The organism is Citrobacter sp. SX206, assembly GCF_024181025.1.
GTDB classification, from domain to species: domain Bacteria; phylum Pseudomonadota; class Gammaproteobacteria; order Enterobacterales; family Enterobacteriaceae; genus Citrobacter; species Citrobacter youngae.
Genome location: NZ_CP049738.1, coordinates 2,885,050 through 2,903,022, shown reverse-complemented (window position 1 = coordinate 2,903,022; position 17,973 = coordinate 2,885,050). Strand labels below are relative to the sequence as shown.

Below are 17,973 nucleotides of genomic sequence, written 5' to 3'. Positions count from 1 at the left end.
TATCAGGCCTACGGCTAATTTAGGCTGGATTTTGTAGGCCGGATAAGGCGCTTGCGCCGCCATCCGGCAATGGTTAACGCGGCAGCTTACCGTGGTCGCGCAGCCAGGCCGCGGTACGTTCAATCCCTGCATCCAGCGTCACAATGGGCTGATAACCCAACTCTTCCTGAGCGCGGGTAGTATCCAGCGTAAAATCAAAATTCAGCTTCGAGACGCCGTAATGCGTCAGCTTTGGCTCTTTTGCCGATTTATTGCCCAAACGCTCCATGCTGCGGGCAATCATGTCCAGCATCGGGTAGGGAACGGAGCGGATCCGACAATCAATATTCAGCTCGTCGATGAGCTTCTGCACAATGCTGCGCAGAGTGCGATGCTCGCCGTTGGTAATGTTGTACGCGCGACCTGAAGGCAGCTTATCGCAGGCTTGCTGACTTGCCAGCCACATCGCGTGCACTGCATTTTCGTAGTAGGTCATATCTACCAGCGCACTTCCGCCGTGCGGCAACAGGATGCTGCCATAGTGGTACATCATATGGGCCAGGCGCGGAATAAAGACCTTATCGTGTGGCCCGAACAGGCTTTGCGGACGCAATACCGTAAAACGCGTCTGCGGGTTGGCCTGTGCCAGCAACGCGATCACGTCTTCGCCAGCCGCTTTGCTGCGGGCAAATTCATTGGCGAAGCGGTGCGGACGAAAGTCCTCTTTGATATCGCGATGGTGATGATAATCAAAATAGAGCGACGGCGAGGAGATATGAATGAAGTTACGCACGCCCCAGGCCACGGCCCACTCGCCCAGACGGCGAGTTGCGCGAACGTTAGCCAGATCGAAGGCTTCCTGAGTTCCCCACGGTGAGGTAAAACTGGAGCAGTGCCACAGCGTGTCGATGCCGGCAAGCATCACTTTTGCCTGCGAAGAAACCAGCTCGGTCAAATCGGCATGCACAAATTCTGCGCCCATTTTTTCCAGCAGTTTGCCCATCGCTTCGTTGCGACCGGTCGCTCTGACGCTGACGCCTCTGCTGCATAAAAACTCAACCGCGTTTCGGCCTAAGCCGCTGGTGGCTCCGGTAACCAGTACCTTCATATCAATCCACTGTGTTTAAAAAACGTCGTGCGCATTCTTCCGTGAATTACGTCTGTATGCAATGGGAAACATGAAAGAATACAGTCTCTTTTTCGCATTAGTCTGTGATTTGTTCTGCAAGTTTGGCTATACGCTTCGCCATCCCCCTGAAAATGAACAGGTGGGCGGGAATCATCAACAGCCAGTAGAAGAGGCCAGGCATGCCGTGCGGATGCCACCAGGCGCGTACATCAATGCGTCGGTGATCGCCTTTATCTTCCAGTGTGAAGCTCAGGCGACCCAAACCAGGCGCTTTCATTCCAAACAGCAGCGTCAGCTGTTTCTCGGGTTCAACAATGATAACTTTCCAGCTATCGACAGTATCGCCAACCTGTAATAGCGGGTGTTGTGGTCGGCCTTTTGCCAGCTTATGGCCGACCAGCAGATCTAACGCCGCACGCGTTTTCCACAAAATGTTGCCAAAGAAGTAGCCTTCTTTGCCGCCGAGCCGGTTCACGACCTGCCACAACGCTTTTTTGCTGGCGGAGGTTTCGACGCTAAAGCCAGCCTGTTTGGCAAAATAGCCATATTCAGGACGCCAGCGGGCAAACGCCTGTGCGTCGTAACCCCAGTCGCTGGAGTTGACCAGCTTCTCTTCTTCCTTCAACGTGCTGCGCACCGCGTCATCAAAGGCAATCAGCTTTTGCGGGATCAGCGCACGTAGTTCGGTGTCATCGGCCAGCAGGTCGTGTTTTAAGCCCTGGATCAGCGCTTTGGCCGTGGTTGGCGGCACTGACGTAATGACGTTTAAAAACCAGACCGAAATCCAGCGGGTAGGAAAGGGGATGGGGATGAGCAGGCGATGTTTACCGCTGACCGCCATAAAATGCTCGAACTGTTCCTGATAGCTCAACACCTGCGGCCCGGCGGCTTCGAGTACGCGGTGATGTTGTGTGAGATGGTCCAATAGCGCCACCAGGTAGTACATTAAATTCTCCAGCGCGATAGGCGTGGTACGCGAGCGTACCCAGCGTGGAGGGGTGAGAACCGGCAGGTTGTAAACCATATCGCGCATTACTTCAAAGGCAGCAGAACCTGCCCCCACGATAATGCCCGCACGCAATTCCGTCATTGGCACGCCCGATTCACGCAGAGTATCTGCGGTTATCTGTCGCGCACGCAGATGATCGGATTGTTCATGCCGGGGAGCCTGTAATGAGCTCAGGAAAATAAGCTGATTGACCGGTGTATTACGCAGCGCATCGCGCACGTTCATCGCCACCTGACGTTCGTGGGCGATAAAATCACCGCCTTCACCCATGCCATGGACCAGGTAATAAACCGTATCAACGCCGGTCAGCAACGGCGTAAGGTTATCTGGCCAGTTTAAATCGACCTTATGGCAACTGACGTTGGCCAGTTGCTGCTTTTCCAGCCGTTCAATGCGGCGTGCCGCAGCCAGCACCTGATGCCCTTGCTGGCTGAGCGCCTGTACCAGATGCTGACCAATGTAACCACTGGCGCCAAGAACCAAAATCCGTTGCGGCACGCCCATCTCCTTAGCGGGTTAAAAAAGCGCGCCAGTGGGCGACGACTTCGGTAAGTTGTTCACGCGATACGTCCAGATGCATCACCAGGCGCACAATCGGCGAGGCGTTAATCAGCACGCCTTGTGCTTTCATGTATTCGCCCAGCGCGGCAGCGTGCTCTTCGCCAACACGAACAAACAGCATGTTGGTGTCGTGGCGCATGACGTCCGCCCCTGCTTCGCGCAGTTGCTCCGCCATCCAGGCGGCGTTGTCATGGTCTTCCTGCAAACGCGCCACGTTATTTTTCAGCGCATACAATCCGGCCGCCGCCAGAATACCCGCCTGGCGCATTCCGCCGCCGGTCATTTTGCGCCAGCGAATGGCACGCTTGATGTACTCGTGGCTGCCGACCAGCAGCGAGCCTACCGGCGTTCCCAGACCTTTGGAAAGACAAATGGTGAACGAGTCGCAGTATTGCGTGACATCTTTAAGCTCACAGCCATAGGCGACGATGGCGTTAAAAATACGCGCGCCGTCGACGTGCAGGGCAAGATTGCGCTCCCGGGTGAATTCCCAGGCCTCTTTCAGATACTCGCGCGGCAGCACTTTGCCGTTATGCGTGTTTTCCAGGCTGAGTAGACGGGTGCGGGCAAAATGGATATCGTCCGCTTTGATTTTTGCTGCAACTTTGTCCAGCGGCAGGGAGCCATCCGGAGCGGCATCAATGGGTTGCGGTTGAATGCTACCAAGCACCGCTGCGCCACCCGCTTCGTAGAGATAGTTATGCGCGCCCTGACCGGCAATGTACTCTTCGCCGCGCTGACAATGGCTGAGCAGGGCCACCAGGTTCGCCTGAGTACCGGTAGGTAAGAAAATGGCGGCTTCTTTGCCAGAAAGCTCGGCTGCGTATTGCTGGAGGGCATTAACGGTAGGGTCATCACCGTAGACGTCGTCCCCGACCGGGGCGGCCATCATCTCTTCGAGCATGGCGCGACTGGGTCGGGTGACGGTATCACTGCGTAAATCAATCATGGTATCTCCTTATTACACTTCATCCTTCAAGCTGCCTCGGCGTTGGCCTCACCCTCAAACCCCAGTCACATAGTATTCCTATGCTCCTGGGGATTTTCGGGCTTGCCGCCTTGATGCATCATGAATGATTTTGTGTGTGGTTTAATAAGGATGTTTTACCTGAGCCAGTTAGTTTTCGCCAGTTCGATCACTTCATCACCGCGTCCGCTGATGATTGCGCGCAGCATATACAGGCTAAAACCTTTGGCTTGTTCGAGCTTGATCTGCGGCGGGATTGCCAGCTCTTCTTTCGCCACAACGACATCGACCAGAACCGGACCATCGATTGACATGGCGCGTTGCAGCGCCTCATCAACCTCTGAGGATTTCTCCACTCGAATGCCCGTAATACCGCAGGCCTCGGCAATCCGCGCGAAATTCGTGTCGTGCAGTTCGGTGCCGTCAGTCAGATAACCACCAGCCTTCATCTCCATCGCCACAAATCCCAGTACGCTGTTGTTGAAGACAATAATCTTCACCGGTAACTTCATTTGTACCACCGACAGAAAATCGCCCATCAGCATGCTAAAGCCGCCGTCACCGCACATTGCCACAACCTGGCGTCCCGGTTCGGTCGCTTGTGCGCCGAGTGCCTGCGGCATGGCATTAGCCATCGACCCGTGGTTAAACGATCCAATCAGGCGGCGTTTGCCGTTCATTTTCAGATAGCGTGCCGCCCAAACCGTTGGCGTGCCCACGTCGCAGGTGAAGATGGCGTCGTCAGCGGCAAAGTGGCTGATTTGCTGTGCCAGATACTGCGGGTGAATGGCTTTATCACTGGGTTTGGCTAAATCATCCAGCCCTTTACGCGCCTCGCGATAGTGTTCCAGCGCTTTATCCAGGAACTGTCGCTCGGTTTTTTCTTCCACCAACGGCAGCAGGGCGCGGAGGGTGGATTTAATATCGCCTACCAGCGCCATATCCACTTTGCTGTGTGCGCCAATGCTTGCGGGATTGATATCAATCTGAATAATTTTGGCATCAGAGGGGTAGAACGGGCGATAGGGGAACTGGGTGCCGAGCAAAACCAGCGTGTCGGCATTCATCATGGTATGGAAGCCGGATGAAAAGCCAATTAACCCGGTCATACCCACGTCGTACGGGTTGTCGTACTCAACATGCTCTTTCCCACGCAGAGCGTGAACAATCGGGGCTTTGATTTTAGCCGCAAACTCAACCAGCTCTTTATGCGCACCGGCGCAGCCGCTGCCGCACATCAGGGCGATATTGCTGGAGTAGCGCAGCAGTTGCGCCAGTTTTCTCAGTTCTTCCTCTTCCGGGGTGACTACCGGGAGCGGCGCATGATACCAGTGCGTGGTGGCGCTTTCAGGGGCAGGTTTTAGCGCGACGTCACCGGGTAAAACCACCACGGAGACGCCACGGTTGAGCACCGCTTTACGCATAGCTATAGCCAGCACCTGGGGGATCTGCTCAGGGCTGGAAACCAGCTCGCAATAGTGGCTACATTCGCGGAACAACTCCTGCGGGTGGGTCTCCTGAAAATAACCACTGCCTATCTCACTGGAGGGAATATGCGCGGCAATCGCCAGCACCGGGACATGGTTGCGGTGGCAATCAAACAGGCCGTTAATCAGGTGCAGGTTTCCCGGTCCGCATGAGCCGGCACAGACGGCCAGCTCACCGGTCAGTTGGGCTTCTGCGCCTGCGGCAAAAGCGGCAACCTCTTCATGGCGGGTTGGCATCCAGTCAATCGTTCCCATACGATTCAGACTGTCACTAAGGCCATTGAGCGAGTCGCCCGTCACACCCCAAATACGTTTAACGCCAGCTTGTTCGAGTGTTTTAGCAATAAAAGCGGCAACCGTTTGTTTCATGGTTTTCCTTCTCCTCTAATGTGATACCGGTTACAAGTTTAGATGAAGATAATCGTTATGCTTCTCATTACCCCTTATTTCCGGCAGGTTTCATTTAATCTGTATTAAGCGTAGTTTGTTAATTGCACATGGTGAAACAAGGAATAAATTCAAATGGTTATAAAACTATTAAATACAGTTAACCGGGTACTGGCTCACGAAGATTTTGGCAAGTTTTTGTTACGCCTTGCTGTCGGTGGACTGATGCTGTTTCATGGGCTGCATAAACTGTTCGCGGGTATTGATGGCATCAGCGGCATGCTGATAGCGAAAGGTTTCCCGGGCTTTATTGCGTACGGCGTTCTGCTGGGAGAGGTTGTAGCGCCGTGTCTGATTATTCTTGGGATCCTGACACGCCCGGCGGCATTAGGGCTGGCGTTTACGATGGTTGTGGCATGGCTGATGGTCGGGATGGGCGAAACCTGGACACTGGATAAAACCGGTGCATGGGCGATTGAAAGTCTGGTGTACTTTTTTGTTGGCGCGATGGCGGTGGCGTTCCTGGGCGCGGGAAAATATGCCCTGGGCGGCAATTCAGCCTGGCGGTGATAAATGACCGGATGACGGTATTAATACTCCGTCCGGCCTACAACGGTTCTTGTAGGCCGGATAAGTATGCCATCCGGCAATGACTCTTTACGCAAGTACCAGATCACCCTGCGGATGACAGGAACAAGCCAGAACGTAACCTTCCGCAATTTCCGCATCGGTCAGCGTCATGGTGCTGCTGACCGTGTAGTTACCGTCAACCACTTTGGTTTTGCAGCAGCCGCAAACGCCTGCACGGCATGCGGCAACGACCGGAACCTTGTTGCTTTCCAGTGCTTCCAGTAGCGTCGTGCCCACCGGCGCATAGAACTCTTGTGCGGGTTGCAGCTTGGTGAATTTCAGACCACTGGTGGCGGCTTCGGCAACAGGTGTGAAGAACTGCTCTTTAAAGAAGCGTGTTACGCCAAGCGCTTTCACTTCTTTTTCGACCAGATCCATATACGGTGCCGGGCCACAGGTCATCACGGTACGCGAGGTCAGATCCGGGACGTTCTTCAGCAGTTCGGTGGTCAGTCGGCCGGAAACAAAACCCTGAGTGGCATTGTTTTCAGCGACTAATGTCACCGGATATTCACGCCATTCATCGGCAAAGATGACATCTTCTGGCGAGCGAACGTTGAAAATCACCTGCACGTCGGCTTGTGGACGGTACTTCGCCAACCAGCGACGCATCGACATGATTGGCGTTACGCCACAGCCGGCAGCCAGCATCAGGAACTTGTCTTCTGCTTTATCTTCACAGGTAAATTCACCCATGGCATCGGACAGCCAGATGTAGTCGCCGCGCTTCACGTCACGGGTCAGCCACTGCGAACCTGCACCCTCGTCAATGCGGCGGATGGTCAGCGTAATGTATTCGCTAACGCCCGGCGTTGAAGAAATGGTGTAAGCACGCAGCGTGTCCGCTGAATTACGTACGCTGACCAGTGCATACTGCCCGGCGCGGTACGGATAATAGTCGTGGCACAGCAACGAAATTGTCCATACATCCGGCGTTTCCTGATGGATGTGATGAACCTGCATCCGCCATGGGCACTGATGAGTTGGCATTGTCATTCTTTACTCCTTACGCGCTCAGCAGTTGCTTCATGTCTTCTTCAACGGTGGTCACGGAACGCAGACCAAATTTCTCGTTGAGAACTGCCAGCAGATCTGGCGTGAAGAAGCCAGGCGCAGTCGGGCCTGTCACGATGTTTTTCACGCCCAGCGACAGCAGGGTCAGCAGAATAACAATCGCTTTCTGTTCGAACCATGAGAGCACCAGAGACAGCGGCAGATCGTTCACGCCACAACCCAGTTTCTCCGCCAGCGTGACCGCCAGGATAATGGCAGAGTAGGCATCGTTACACTGACCGGCATCGACCAGACGCGGCAGACCTTCGATATCGCCGAATTCCAGTTTGTTGAAACGGTATTTACCACAGGCCAGAGTCAGGATCAGGCAGTCGTCTGGTACGCTGGTGGCGAAATCGGTGAAGTAGTTACGTTCACCACGTGCGCCGTCGCAGCCGCCAACCAGGAAGATGTGACGCAGTTTTTCACGGCTCACCAGGTCAATCAGGGTATCAGCTGCACCCAGCAGCGTCTGACGACCGAAACCAACGGTGATCAGATGCGGAATTTCGCTGTACGGGAAGCCAGCCATCTGCTGCGCCTGAGCAATAACCGGACCAAAGTCATCACCTTCGAGGTGGCTCACACCCGGCCAACCGACGATGCTACGGGTCCAGATGCGGTCATCATATGCGCCAACGGTTGGGTCGATGATGCAGTTAGAGGTCATGACGATTGGGCCAGGGAAGCGAGCAAATTCAACCTGCTGGTTCTGCCAGCCGCTGCCGTAGTTACCGATCAGGTGTTTGAACTTACGCAGCTCCGGGTAGCCGTGCGCCGGCAGCATTTCACCGTGGGTATAAACGTTAACACCGGTGCCTTCAGTCTGCTCAAGCAGGTTGTACAAATCTTTCAGGTCGTGACCGGAGATCAGAATGCACTTACCTTCGGTTGCTTTCACGTTGACCTGGGTTGGGGTCGGGTGACCGTATTTCGTGGTTTCACCGGCATCCAGAATGCTCATCACTTTAAAGTTCATCTGGCCGATTTCCATTGAACACTCCAGCAGAGCATTCATATCGGAAGGCCAGGTACCCAGCCACGCCATGATTTTGTGGTACTGAGCGTAGATATCGTTGTCGTACTGGCCGAGAACGTGTGCGTGCTCCATGTAAGCTGCCGCACCTTTCAGACCGTACAGACACAGCAGACGCAGGCCGAGGATATTCTCGCCGATGGTCGCTTTGTCTTTGTTCGGGGTGAATTCAGCGGCCTGACGTTGCAGGTCGCCCAGATCGTCGCTGACCAGTTGCAGGTCGGCCATCGGGTTTTCAACAGTTGCGTTAGCATCAATGTTCAGGCATTGCGCTTTCAGTGCATCGCGCATGGCGATAGCTTCACGAGCATAGCCAACAATACGCGGGGAATCGAAGTTCACGTTGGTCAGCGTGGAGAAGAATGCACGCGGCGCAAAGTTATCAACCTCATGGTCGATGATGCCGTATTCACGTGCTTTAACAGCCCATGCAGACAGACCTTGTAGGGCAGCAATCAGCAGATCCTGCAGATCGGAGGTTTCAGCCGTTTTACCGCACATACCCTGCGCGTAAGAGCAGCCGTTTCCTGCCGGAGTACGGATGGTTTGTTCACATTGCACACAAAACATGGTCACACCTTTTAAAGTTATATTTGATATACATGTTTAAGGTTATGCCTGCGCGCGAAGGGATTAAAGGGATTTCTGCTACAACTTGCAGGGAGATTGATTTAGCGCAATTTTGGCGGTAGCTGACTACCGCCAGAGAGGTATTTGTCTGTGTATCAGGCGGAGAAAAAGGCCATTAACAGTGGCACTAACAGACTCAGAATAAAGCCGTGCACAATGGCTGCGGGAACCATCTCCAGACCGCCACTGCGTTGTAACACGGGCAGCGTGAAATCCATTGACGTCGCCCCGCAAAGACCCAATGCGGTTGAACGGCTGCGGACCGCCAGTCCAGGGATCAGCATAATGGCAATCAACTCACGCGCCAGGTCGTTAAAGAAGGCGGCGCTGCCAATGACTGGACCGAATGATTCGGTCAACAGAATGCCTGACAGGGAATACCAGCCAAAACCCGATGCCATCGCCAGTGCTGTTTTCAACGGCAGGCCGAGGATCAGCGCATTGATGACGCCGCCCAGCAGAGAACTGGCCACCACGACCACGGCAACAATCATGCCCCGACGGTTCAGTACAATCTGCTTTAATGTCATACCGCTGTTTCGCAGTTGGATCCCGACCAGGAATAATAAAAAGATCAGCGTATATTCGCTGGCTTCGGTCGCGTGCTGCAACATCGACAATCCGCTAAGACCCAACAGAAAACCCAGCACCACGACGCCGCAAAGCTGTAGCGACTCAAGCGCCATCGCGATTCGGGAGGGGAGCTTCTCTTGCTGGTGGCTGTGTCGCCAGGGGAGTGAGCGCTCCAGCCACAGCAGCGCTGCGATATTACACAGCAGAATGACCGTCACACTAACGGCAGAATAATAAAGAATGGATAACAGATTACTGGCGAGATTATCCAGAAACGCCAGACTGATCCCCATAAAAAAGAGAATAAGGTAGACGATCCAACTCAACAGCCGATTGATAAGTTTTAATGCGGCTCTGTGTCGAAGCGGAATGAGATAACCCACAATAAGGGGTACCAGAATGATTAACAGCCCTGAGAACATGAAACCCCGATCCTTGCTGAGAAGTAAGACGAAATGCACAACTATAACCTAAATAATTCAAGTTGCAGGAAGGCGGCAAGGGAGTGAATCCCCGGGAGCGTACATAAGTACGTAACTGGGGGGAGCGAGCGCAGTCAACACATCTGCAACTTGAAGTATGACGGATATACACACTACTGAAAGCAAAGAGGGGAGTAAAGTTGCAAATAAAAGGAAATATAGCGAGGAAAAAAAGGCCTGACAATTCATCAGGCCTTGTTGTTAGCGATTAATCGCGTTTTTCCAGCAGGGTGCGGTAAATAAGACCGCCGACGATCCCGCCGATAATCGGCATAACCCAGAATAACCAAAGCTGTTGTAATGCCCAGCCACCCTGGAAGATAGCAACCGCAGTACTACGAGCGGGGTTTACGGATGTATTGGTGACCGGGATACTGATCAGGTGAATCAACGTTAATGCAAGACCGATGGCAATTGGCGCAAAACCTGCCGGAGCATGTTTATCGGTCGCACCGTGGATCACTAATAAGAAACCTGCGGTCAGGACGATTTCAATTACGATGGCAGAAAGCATGGAATACCCGCCAGGTGAATGCTCACCGTAACCGTTTGAGGCGAAGCCACTGGCTGCTGCATCAAAACCGGCTTTGCCGCTGGCAATAAGATAAAGTACTGCTGCTGCTACAATGCCGCCCACAACCTGAGCAATAACATAACCAATAACGTCTTTCGCCGGGAAGCGACCACCAGCCCATAAACCGAATGTCACTGCAGGGTTAAAATGGCCACCTGAAATATGACCCACAGCGAATGCCATGGTTAATACTGTCAGACCAAAGGCCAGGGCGACACCGGCAAACCCAATACCTAACTCCGGGAAAGCCGCGGCCAGAACGGCACTACCACACCCGCCAAAAACAAGCCAAAACGTGCCGAAGAATTCGGCTGCTAATTTCCTGAACATAACCACCTCAATTAAAAGTTCCGGGTTAGTTTTTCTATCCCGGTATTTCATCGCTAAAAGGGACGATGATTAAAACGCGCTTATTCTAGAAAAAAATCTCATCCCTTCGCCACTTAAATTAATAAAAAAATTTGATTTAAGGCAATGTGATGCGAATCCTTTTTGGAGTTCAGGTGAATAAAGCATAGTTCAGTTATCAGAAGTCTGATGATTGACGTCTGAAATTATATTCAAAAGTAATTTTTAAAGAGAATATTCTTAACTCTTTCGATTTATCTGCGGATGATATCGGGTGTTCTGAGCGCCCGCTTACCGTTATACTCCTGATAACTTGAAGGAAAAAGTGAGCATTTCCGGAGGCTATATGATTCTCGAACGCGTTGAGATTGTTGGGTTTCGTGGTATTAATCGGCTGTCGTTGATGCTGGAGCAAAACAACGTGCTGATTGGGGAAAACGCGTGGGGTAAGTCCAGCCTGCTGGATGCGTTAACCCTGCTGTTGTCGCCAGAGTCGGATTTGTACCACTTTAACCGCGAAGATTTCTGGTTCCCGCCGGGTGACATCCAGGGCCGGGAACATCATCTGCATATTGTCCTGACATTTCGTGAATCTCAACCGGGTCGCCATCGTGTGCGTCGATATCGCCCGTTAGAAGCGTGCTGGTCGCCGTGCCATGATAACTATCACCGTATATTTTATCGGCTGGAAGGCGAGTGCGCTGATGACGGCAGCGTCCTGACATTACGCAGTTTTCTTGATGGCGAAGGCCACCCATTACCCATCGACAATATTAACGATCAGGCGCGTCATCTGGTGCGTTTGATGCCAGTATTACGTTTACGTGATGCGCGTTTTATGCGGCGCATCCGTAATGGAACGGTGCCGGATTCCGCGGATGTTGAAGTGACTGCACGCCAACTGGATTTTATGGCACGTGAGTTGGCCACCCGACCGCAGAATCTGACAGATGGGCAGATTCGCCAGGGGCTTTCGGCGATGGTTCAACTGCTGGAGCACTACTTTTCAGAACAAGGTTCCGGTCAATCCCGCTATCGTCTGATGCGCCGACGCTCCAACAACGAGCAACGCAGCTGGCGTTATCTGGATATTATCAACCGTATGATTGATAAACCCGGAGGGCGCACGCACCGTGTGATTCTGCTGGGACTGTTTTCTACGCTGTTACAGGCCAAAGGGTCGCTAAGACTGGATAAAGATGCTCGTCCGTTGCTACTGGTAGAAGATCCTGAAACGCGCTTACACCCCATTATGTTGTCTGTTGCCTGGCAACTGTTGAATCTGCTTCCCCTACAGCGGGTGACGACGACCAACTCTGGTGAACTGTTATCGCTTACGCCCGTTGAACATGTGGTCCGTTTGGTTCGAGAATCTTCCCGCGTCGCGGCCTGGCGACTGGGACCGGGAGGACTCAATGCGGAAGATGGGCGGCGCATTGCCTTCCATATCCGTTTTAATCGGGCGTCTTCACTGTTTGCCCGTTGCTGGCTGTTGGTGGAGGGAGAAACAGAAACATGGGTCATTAACGAACTGGCTCGTCAGTGTGGGCATCACTTTGATGCCGAAGGGATTAAAGTCATTGAATTTGCCCAGTCAGGGCTTAAACCCCTGGTGAAGTTTGCCCGCCGGATGGGAATTGAGTGGCATGTGTTGGTCGATGGCGATGAGGCGGGGAAAAAGTATGCGGCCACGGTACGCAGCCTGCTGAACGATGACAAAGAGGAAGAGCGCGAGCATTTGACCATGTTACCTGCGCTGGATATGGAACACTTTATGTACCGCCAGGGGTTCTCGGACGTTTTTCATCGGGTGGCGCAAATACCGGAAAATGTGCCGATGAATATGCGGAAAATTATAGCGAAGGCGATCCATCGCTCGTCAAAACCGGATCTGGCGATTGAAGTGGCGATGGAAGCGGGGCGACGCGGTGTTGAAGCGGTGCCAACGTTGCTGCGGAAAATGTTCTCCCGCGTGCTGTGGTTAGCACGCGGGCGAGCGGATTAGCGGCGGAACATGACTGATAACTGCGAGTGGATACTGTCGAGTAACTGATAGCGGCGGCGATATTCCGCGCGCTTCTTACTGGCAATATCTGTTTCGCTTTTACGCGCCAGCGTACGCGGAATATGATAGTAGCCATTGCTGTCACATTCGCCGCCAACTGACTCCCAAAATGAATTGTAGTCAGAAAGAATAACCTTGTTTTTATCATGGTAACGCTGGCTGCGAAAAATATGCTGGTCATTGCTGACGGCCAGTACTTGTTCAATATTCAATTGTTCTGCAAAACGACAAATAGCTTCCATTACAATACGTTTAGGAAACAAACCATGGCATGATTTTGTCGCTTTTTGAATTTCTTCGTGCGGCATTAATCGGTTACCCCCCTGCAAGCCACCAATAAAAAGCGCGCTGCGCCCTTCATAGTTGCACAGGGTGAAGGTCATTTCTGCTAATGTCTCGCCCTCACTATTACGGACAAGAATGGTACTTTCACCTTCTTTATCCAGGGCAATAAATGATGACATTATAATGGTGTATATTGCGCTGTCTTTGCCTTCAATTTGTGCCAGTTGTAACCCATCGGCACTTAAATAATCATTAAATTCTGTCGATGAAAAAGCGTTGCGAATAACATTGTAATGAAAACGCACAGCATCGAGTTTTGTTTTACGGTCAAGGTTTACTGCGAGATACGCGCGATGCAGGCGAACCGGTATACGGGGTTGGATCGCGAGAATTTTTTCGAGATCCGGCCATTGCGCCAGCTCAGCCATCCATTCACGTGTTAATCGTGGCATCAGCAATGAGCGCCATACAAACTTACGGCGAAAGCTTCGTTGATGCCAAAATTTACCTGGCCGCCATTGTCCGGTTGTCAGACGACAAAAAAGACTAAAACTTGTGGCGGGTCTGGAAGAATGAAAAGTGCTTTCTGTTAGCTGGCTCATAATAACAATCCAATAGATACTCTGATACCAATTTCAGCACAGTGGACCTTAACGGTTCATCAATAACTCTGTTATTCTTTGCACTTTTCAACGTCTGTTAATTTATCGTTGATGGTTATCACTCCACTCTGGTAGGCGTATTGGGGGACACTGGGACATTTATGAAGCTCAAGGGAAAAATTAAAAAACGTTATTTTCTGCTCGCCATCATCATTATTGTGGCGATGATTTCACTTTGGCGAACGCTTAATGCGCCACTACCACAGTATCAAACGTTAATTGTACGTCCAGGCGATCTCCAGCAAAGTGTGCTGGCTACCGGGAAACTGGATGCGTTACGCAAAGTTGATGTCGGTGCACAAGTGAGTGGGCAGTTAAAAACGCTGTCAGTAGCCATCGGCGATAAAGTTAAAAAAGATCAGTTGCTCGGCGTTATCGATCCTGAGCAGGCGCAAAACCAAATCAAAGAAGTAGAAGCGACGCTCATGGAGCTGCGGGCTCAGCGTTTACAGGCCGAAGCTGAGTGGAAACTGGCGCGCGTAACGCTTTCTCGTCAGCAACAACTGGCGAAAACGCAGGCGGTTTCGCAGCAGGATCTCGATACGGCAGCGACCGAAATGGCGGTCAAGCAGGCACAGATTGGCACTATTGATGCACAAATTAAGCGTAATCAGGCTTCCCTTGATACGGCAAAAACGAACCTCGATTACACGCGAATCGTCGCGCCAATGGCGGGTGAAGTGACGCAAATCACCACCCTCCAGGGGCAAACCGTGATTGCCGCCCAGCAGGCACCCAACATTTTGACGTTGGCAGATATGGGCACCATGCTGGTAAAAGCGCAGGTCTCCGAGGCAGATGTTATTCACCTGCAGCCAGGCCAAAAAGCCTGGTTCACTGTGCTGGGCGATCCGCAGACACGGTATGAAGGCGTGCTCAAAGATGTCCTTCCGACGCCTGAGAAGGTGAATGACGCCATTTTCTACTACGCCCGCTTCGAAGTGCCTAACCCGAAAGGGATCCTGCGCCTTGATATGACCGCGCAGGTGCACATCCAGCTTACAGACGTTAAAAATGTACTGACGATCCCGCTGTCGGCGTTGGGCGATCCTATTGGCAACAACCGCTATAACGTCAGGCTGCTGCGCAATGGTGAAACCCGCGAGCGCGAGGTGGTCATCGGTGCCCGTAATGATACCGACGTAGAGATTGTGAAAGGGTTGGAAGAGGGTGATGAAGTTATCACCGGTGAGGGTAAAGCGGGAGTAGCACAATGACGGCATTGCTTGAGTTGAGCAATATCCGCCGTAGTTACCCGTCAGGCGAGGGACAGGTTGAGGTATTAAAGGACGTTTCCTTACGCATCCAGGCCGGTGAAATGGTGGCGATTGTCGGGGCGTCAGGCTCGGGTAAATCGACGCTGATGAACATTCTGGGATGCCTGGACAAGGCGACCAGTGGAACCTATCGGGTTGCGGGGCGGGATGTTTCTACACTGGATAGCGATGCGTTAGCGCAACTGCGGCGTGAGCATTTCGGCTTTATCTTCCAGCGTTATCATTTGCTGTCACATTTAACGGCGGCACAAAACGTAGAGGTCCCGGCGGTGTATGCCGGGACTGAACGTAAGCAGCGTCTGGCGCGTGCTCAGGAATTACTTCAGCGCCTGGGATTGGGCGACCGGGTTGATTATCAGCCTTCCCAGCTTTCCGGTGGTCAGCAGCAACGTGTCAGTATTGCGCGTGCGTTGATGAACGGTGGTCAGGTTATTCTGGCCGATGAACCCACTGGCGCGTTGGACAGCCACTCCGGCGAGGAGGTGATGGCTATTCTGCATCAGCTACGCGATCGCGGGCATACGGTAATTATCGTCACGCACGACAGCCAGGTTGCCGCCCAGGCAGAACGTGTCATTGAAATTCGTGATGGCGAGATTGTGCGTAATCCACCACCACAAAAGCCCACTGCCGGACGTGATATTGATGAACCAACGGTGACGACGGCTTCTGGCTGGAGCCAGTTTGTCAGCGGTTTTCGTGAAGCATTGACCATGGCATGGCTGGCCATGGCCGCCAACAAGATGCGTACACTGCTCACAATGCTGGGTATTATCATCGGTATCGCTTCGGTGGTGTCGATTGTGGTGGTGGGCGATGCGGCAAAACAGCTGGTGCTGGCAGACATCCGGGCGATTGGTACGAATACTATCGATATCTATCCGGGCAAAGATTTCGGTGATGACGACCCACAATATCAGCAGGCGCTGAAGTATGACGATTTAGTCGCGATTCAGAAGCAACCCTGGGTCAGTTCCGTTACGCCTGCGGTATCGAAGAACCTACGCCTGCGCTATGGCAATATTGATGTCGCCGCCAGCGCAAACGGCGTTAGCGGTGATTACTTCAACGTCTATGGCATGACGTTCAGTGAAGGCGCTACCTTTAATGCAGAACAGCTGGCGGGGAGGGCGCAGGTGGTGGTGCTTGACAGCAATACCCGACGTCAGTTGTTCCCCAGCAAAGCAAAAGTGGTGGGTGAGGTTATTCTGGTGGGAAATATGCCAGCCACCGTTATTGGCGTCGCGGAAGAAAAACAATCGATGTTTGGCAGCAGCAAGATCCTGCGCGTCTGGCTGCCATACAGCACCATGTCAGGGCGGATCATGGGGCAATCGTGGTTAAACTCTATTACCGTGCGGGTAAAAGAGGGTTTTGATAGCGCCCAGGCCGAGCAGCAACTCACCCGTCTGTTATCGCTGCGTCATGGCAAAAAAGATTTCTTCACCTGGAACATGGATGGCATCTTGAAAACCGCCGAAAAAACCACACGTACATTACAGCTCTTTCTGACGCTGGTGGCGGTGATTTCGCTGGTGGTGGGCGGGATCGGTGTGATGAACATTATGCTGGTATCGGTGACAGAGCGTACGCGTGAAATCGGTATTCGGATGGCCGTGGGTGCGCGGGCCAGCGATGTGTTACAACAGTTCTTAATTGAGGCTGTGCTGGTGTGTCTGGTGGGCGGCGCGCTCGGCATCAGTTTGTCGATGTTAATTGCCTTTACGTTACAGCTGTTCCTGCCCGGGTGGGAAATTGGTTTCTCTCCTGTCGCGCTGCTAACGGCTTTCCTGTGTTCAACCGCCACCGGAATTTTGTTTGGCTGGCTTCCGGCCCGTAATGCAGCGCGTCTGGATCCCGTTGATGCTCTGGCACGAGAATAACGCGTTGTATTGCATAAGAAATAAAAATGCCAGCCTTAGGGGCTGGCATTTTGTCTGCGGGATGTACACAATGAGACAGAAGAGCTATGCGACAGCTTCTGCTTCAATGACGGGCACGATAAGACTGGCATGATTGCCTTTTGGCCCCTGGTGGACATCAAACTGGACAGACTGTCCGGCTTTTAGCGTTCTGTAACCATCCATCTGAATGGTGGAGTAATGGGCGAAGATATCTTCACCACCGCCTTCGGGGCAGATGAAACCAAACCCTTTGGCATTGTTGAACCACTTAACAGTACCCGTTTCCATACTTCGACATCCTTCGTAAATCTTATATAAGTAAGATGGAATGAACCGGTGGCGGAGTGGGGGCTGTTCAAAACCTCGCCAACTCTCGAAACTACAATTTAGAGAAATCAGGCGAGGCGTCAAGCGCCAGGCAGGTGGAATAGGGTAAAAATACATCAAAATTTGAAGCAGTTAACGCTATTGTCGGATATGTGACAGATGTCGCGGATGGCACTGATAGATGATAGTTATCTAATACTTGAGGTAGATTGATTGTGCGCATAGGCTCTTGTCAGCGGCAAGTTATTCTGCCGGTAACCGTAACTGAAGATGACGACTGACAATGGGTAAGACGAACGACTGGCTGGATTTCGAACAGCTGGCGGAAGACAAATTGCGCGACGCGCTAAAACCGCCATCTATGTATAAAGTGATATTAGTCAATGATGATTACACTCCGATGGAGTTTGTTATTGACGTGTTACAAAAATTCTTTTCTTATGATGTAGAACGTGCAACGCAACTGATGCTTGCTGTTCACTATCAAGGTAAAGCCATCTGCGGCGTATTTACCGCCGAGGTTGCTGAAACCAAAGTGGCGATGGTGAACAAATATGCGAGGGAAAACGAGCATCCGTTGCTGTGTACGCTGGAAAAAGCCTGAATGC

At 52.5% G+C, this 17,973-nt stretch carries 15 protein-coding genes; 5 read left to right on the top strand and 10 right to left on the bottom strand.

All coding sequences use genetic code 11. The annotated features are described in order from the left end of the window. Positions 1-73: 73 nt before the first annotated feature. The 4 genes from G8S19_RS14265 to poxB form a co-directional block, all read right to left on the bottom strand. Positions 74-1,087, bottom strand: coding sequence for an NAD(P)-dependent oxidoreductase (locus G8S19_RS14265; RefSeq protein ID WP_115643591.1), 1,014 nt, complete (start codon positions 1,085-1,087; stop codon positions 74-76). 97 nt (positions 1,088-1,184) lie between these two features. Further along, complete coding sequence (locus tag G8S19_RS14260) at positions 1,185-2,615, bottom strand: SDR family oxidoreductase (RefSeq protein ID WP_253685424.1); 1,431 nt, start codon at positions 2,613-2,615, stop codon at positions 1,185-1,187. Between the two features lie 10 nt (positions 2,616-2,625). Further along, the gene (gene ltaE, locus G8S19_RS14255) at positions 2,626-3,627 is read right to left on the bottom strand and encodes a low-specificity L-threonine aldolase (RefSeq protein WP_048212067.1); all 1,002 of its coding nucleotides are present in this window, start codon (positions 3,625-3,627) and stop codon (positions 2,626-2,628) included. 155 nt (positions 3,628-3,782) lie between these two features. Then, positions 3,783-5,501, bottom strand: coding sequence for a ubiquinone-dependent pyruvate dehydrogenase (gene poxB / locus G8S19_RS14250; protein ID WP_048212066.1), 1,719 nt, complete (start codon positions 5,499-5,501; stop codon positions 3,783-3,785). Between the two features lie 153 nt (positions 5,502-5,654). On the opposite strand from poxB, the gene G8S19_RS14245 reads away from it, so the two are divergent. After that, complete coding sequence (locus G8S19_RS14245; RefSeq protein ID WP_048212065.1) at positions 5,655-6,089, top strand: DoxX family protein; 435 nt, start codon at positions 5,655-5,657, stop codon at positions 6,087-6,089. An 87-nt stretch (positions 6,090-6,176) separates the two neighbouring features. Here the strand turns inward: G8S19_RS14245 and hcr are convergent, their stop codons facing one another. The 4 genes from hcr to aqpZ all read right to left on the bottom strand — a co-directional run bounded on the left by hcr (position 6,177) and on the right by aqpZ (position 10,827). Continuing rightward, positions 6,177-7,145 (bottom strand): NADH oxidoreductase, encoded by a 969-nt coding sequence (gene hcr / locus G8S19_RS14240; protein ID WP_048212064.1) that lies wholly within the window; start codon positions 7,143-7,145, stop codon positions 6,177-6,179. A 10-nt stretch (positions 7,146-7,155) separates the two neighbouring features. After that, the gene (gene hcp, locus G8S19_RS14235) at positions 7,156-8,808 is read right to left on the bottom strand and encodes a hydroxylamine reductase (RefSeq protein WP_048212063.1); all 1,653 of its coding nucleotides are present in this window, start codon (positions 8,806-8,808) and stop codon (positions 7,156-7,158) included. Between the two features lie 155 nt (positions 8,809-8,963). Then, the gene (locus G8S19_RS14230; protein ID WP_048212062.1) at positions 8,964-9,863 is read right to left on the bottom strand and encodes a lysine exporter LysO family protein; all 900 of its coding nucleotides are present in this window, start codon (positions 9,861-9,863) and stop codon (positions 8,964-8,966) included. Positions 9,864-10,131: 268 nt separating this feature from the next. Next, entirely contained in the window at positions 10,132-10,827 is a 696-nt protein-coding gene (gene aqpZ / locus G8S19_RS14225) for an aquaporin Z (protein ID WP_048212061.1), read from the bottom strand. A 364-nt stretch (positions 10,828-11,191) separates the two neighbouring features. On the opposite strand from aqpZ, the gene G8S19_RS14220 reads away from it, so the two are divergent. Then, positions 11,192-12,850 (top strand): ATP-dependent endonuclease, encoded by a 1,659-nt coding sequence (locus tag G8S19_RS14220; RefSeq protein ID WP_048212060.1) that lies wholly within the window; start codon positions 11,192-11,194, stop codon positions 12,848-12,850. On the opposite strand, the gene G8S19_RS14215 is transcribed toward G8S19_RS14220, so the two are convergent. Continuing rightward, the gene (locus G8S19_RS14215; protein ID WP_048212059.1) at positions 12,847-13,797 is read right to left on the bottom strand and encodes a VirK/YbjX family protein; all 951 of its coding nucleotides are present in this window, start codon (positions 13,795-13,797) and stop codon (positions 12,847-12,849) included. The two genes, G8S19_RS14220 and G8S19_RS14215, sit on opposite strands and share 4 nt — an antisense overlap. 161 nt (positions 13,798-13,958) lie before the next feature. Here G8S19_RS14215 and macA point away from each other — a divergent pair, with 161 nt between their 5' ends. Both macA and macB read left to right on the top strand, forming a co-directional pair. After that, complete coding sequence (gene macA / locus G8S19_RS14210) at positions 13,959-15,074, top strand: macrolide transporter subunit MacA (protein ID WP_048212058.1); 1,116 nt, start codon at positions 13,959-13,961, stop codon at positions 15,072-15,074. Then, positions 15,071-17,017: a macrolide ABC transporter ATP-binding protein/permease MacB gene (gene macB, locus G8S19_RS14205; RefSeq protein WP_115602263.1), complete on the top strand. Its 1,947-nt coding sequence runs from the start codon at positions 15,071-15,073 to the stop codon at positions 17,015-17,017. The genes macA and macB overlap by 4 nt, the downstream gene beginning before the upstream one ends. Before the next feature lie 84 nt (positions 17,018-17,101). Here the strand turns inward: macB and cspD are convergent, their stop codons facing one another. Continuing rightward, complete coding sequence (cspD, locus tag G8S19_RS14200) at positions 17,102-17,326, bottom strand: cold shock-like protein CspD (protein WP_005128369.1); 225 nt, start codon at positions 17,324-17,326, stop codon at positions 17,102-17,104. 322 nt (positions 17,327-17,648) lie between these two features. Between cspD and clpS the strand changes: the two genes are divergently transcribed. Beyond that, positions 17,649-17,969 (top strand): ATP-dependent Clp protease adapter ClpS, encoded by a 321-nt coding sequence (clpS, locus tag G8S19_RS14195; RefSeq protein WP_005128368.1) that lies wholly within the window; start codon positions 17,649-17,651, stop codon positions 17,967-17,969. The last annotated feature ends 4 nt before the right edge of the window (positions 17,970-17,973 follow it).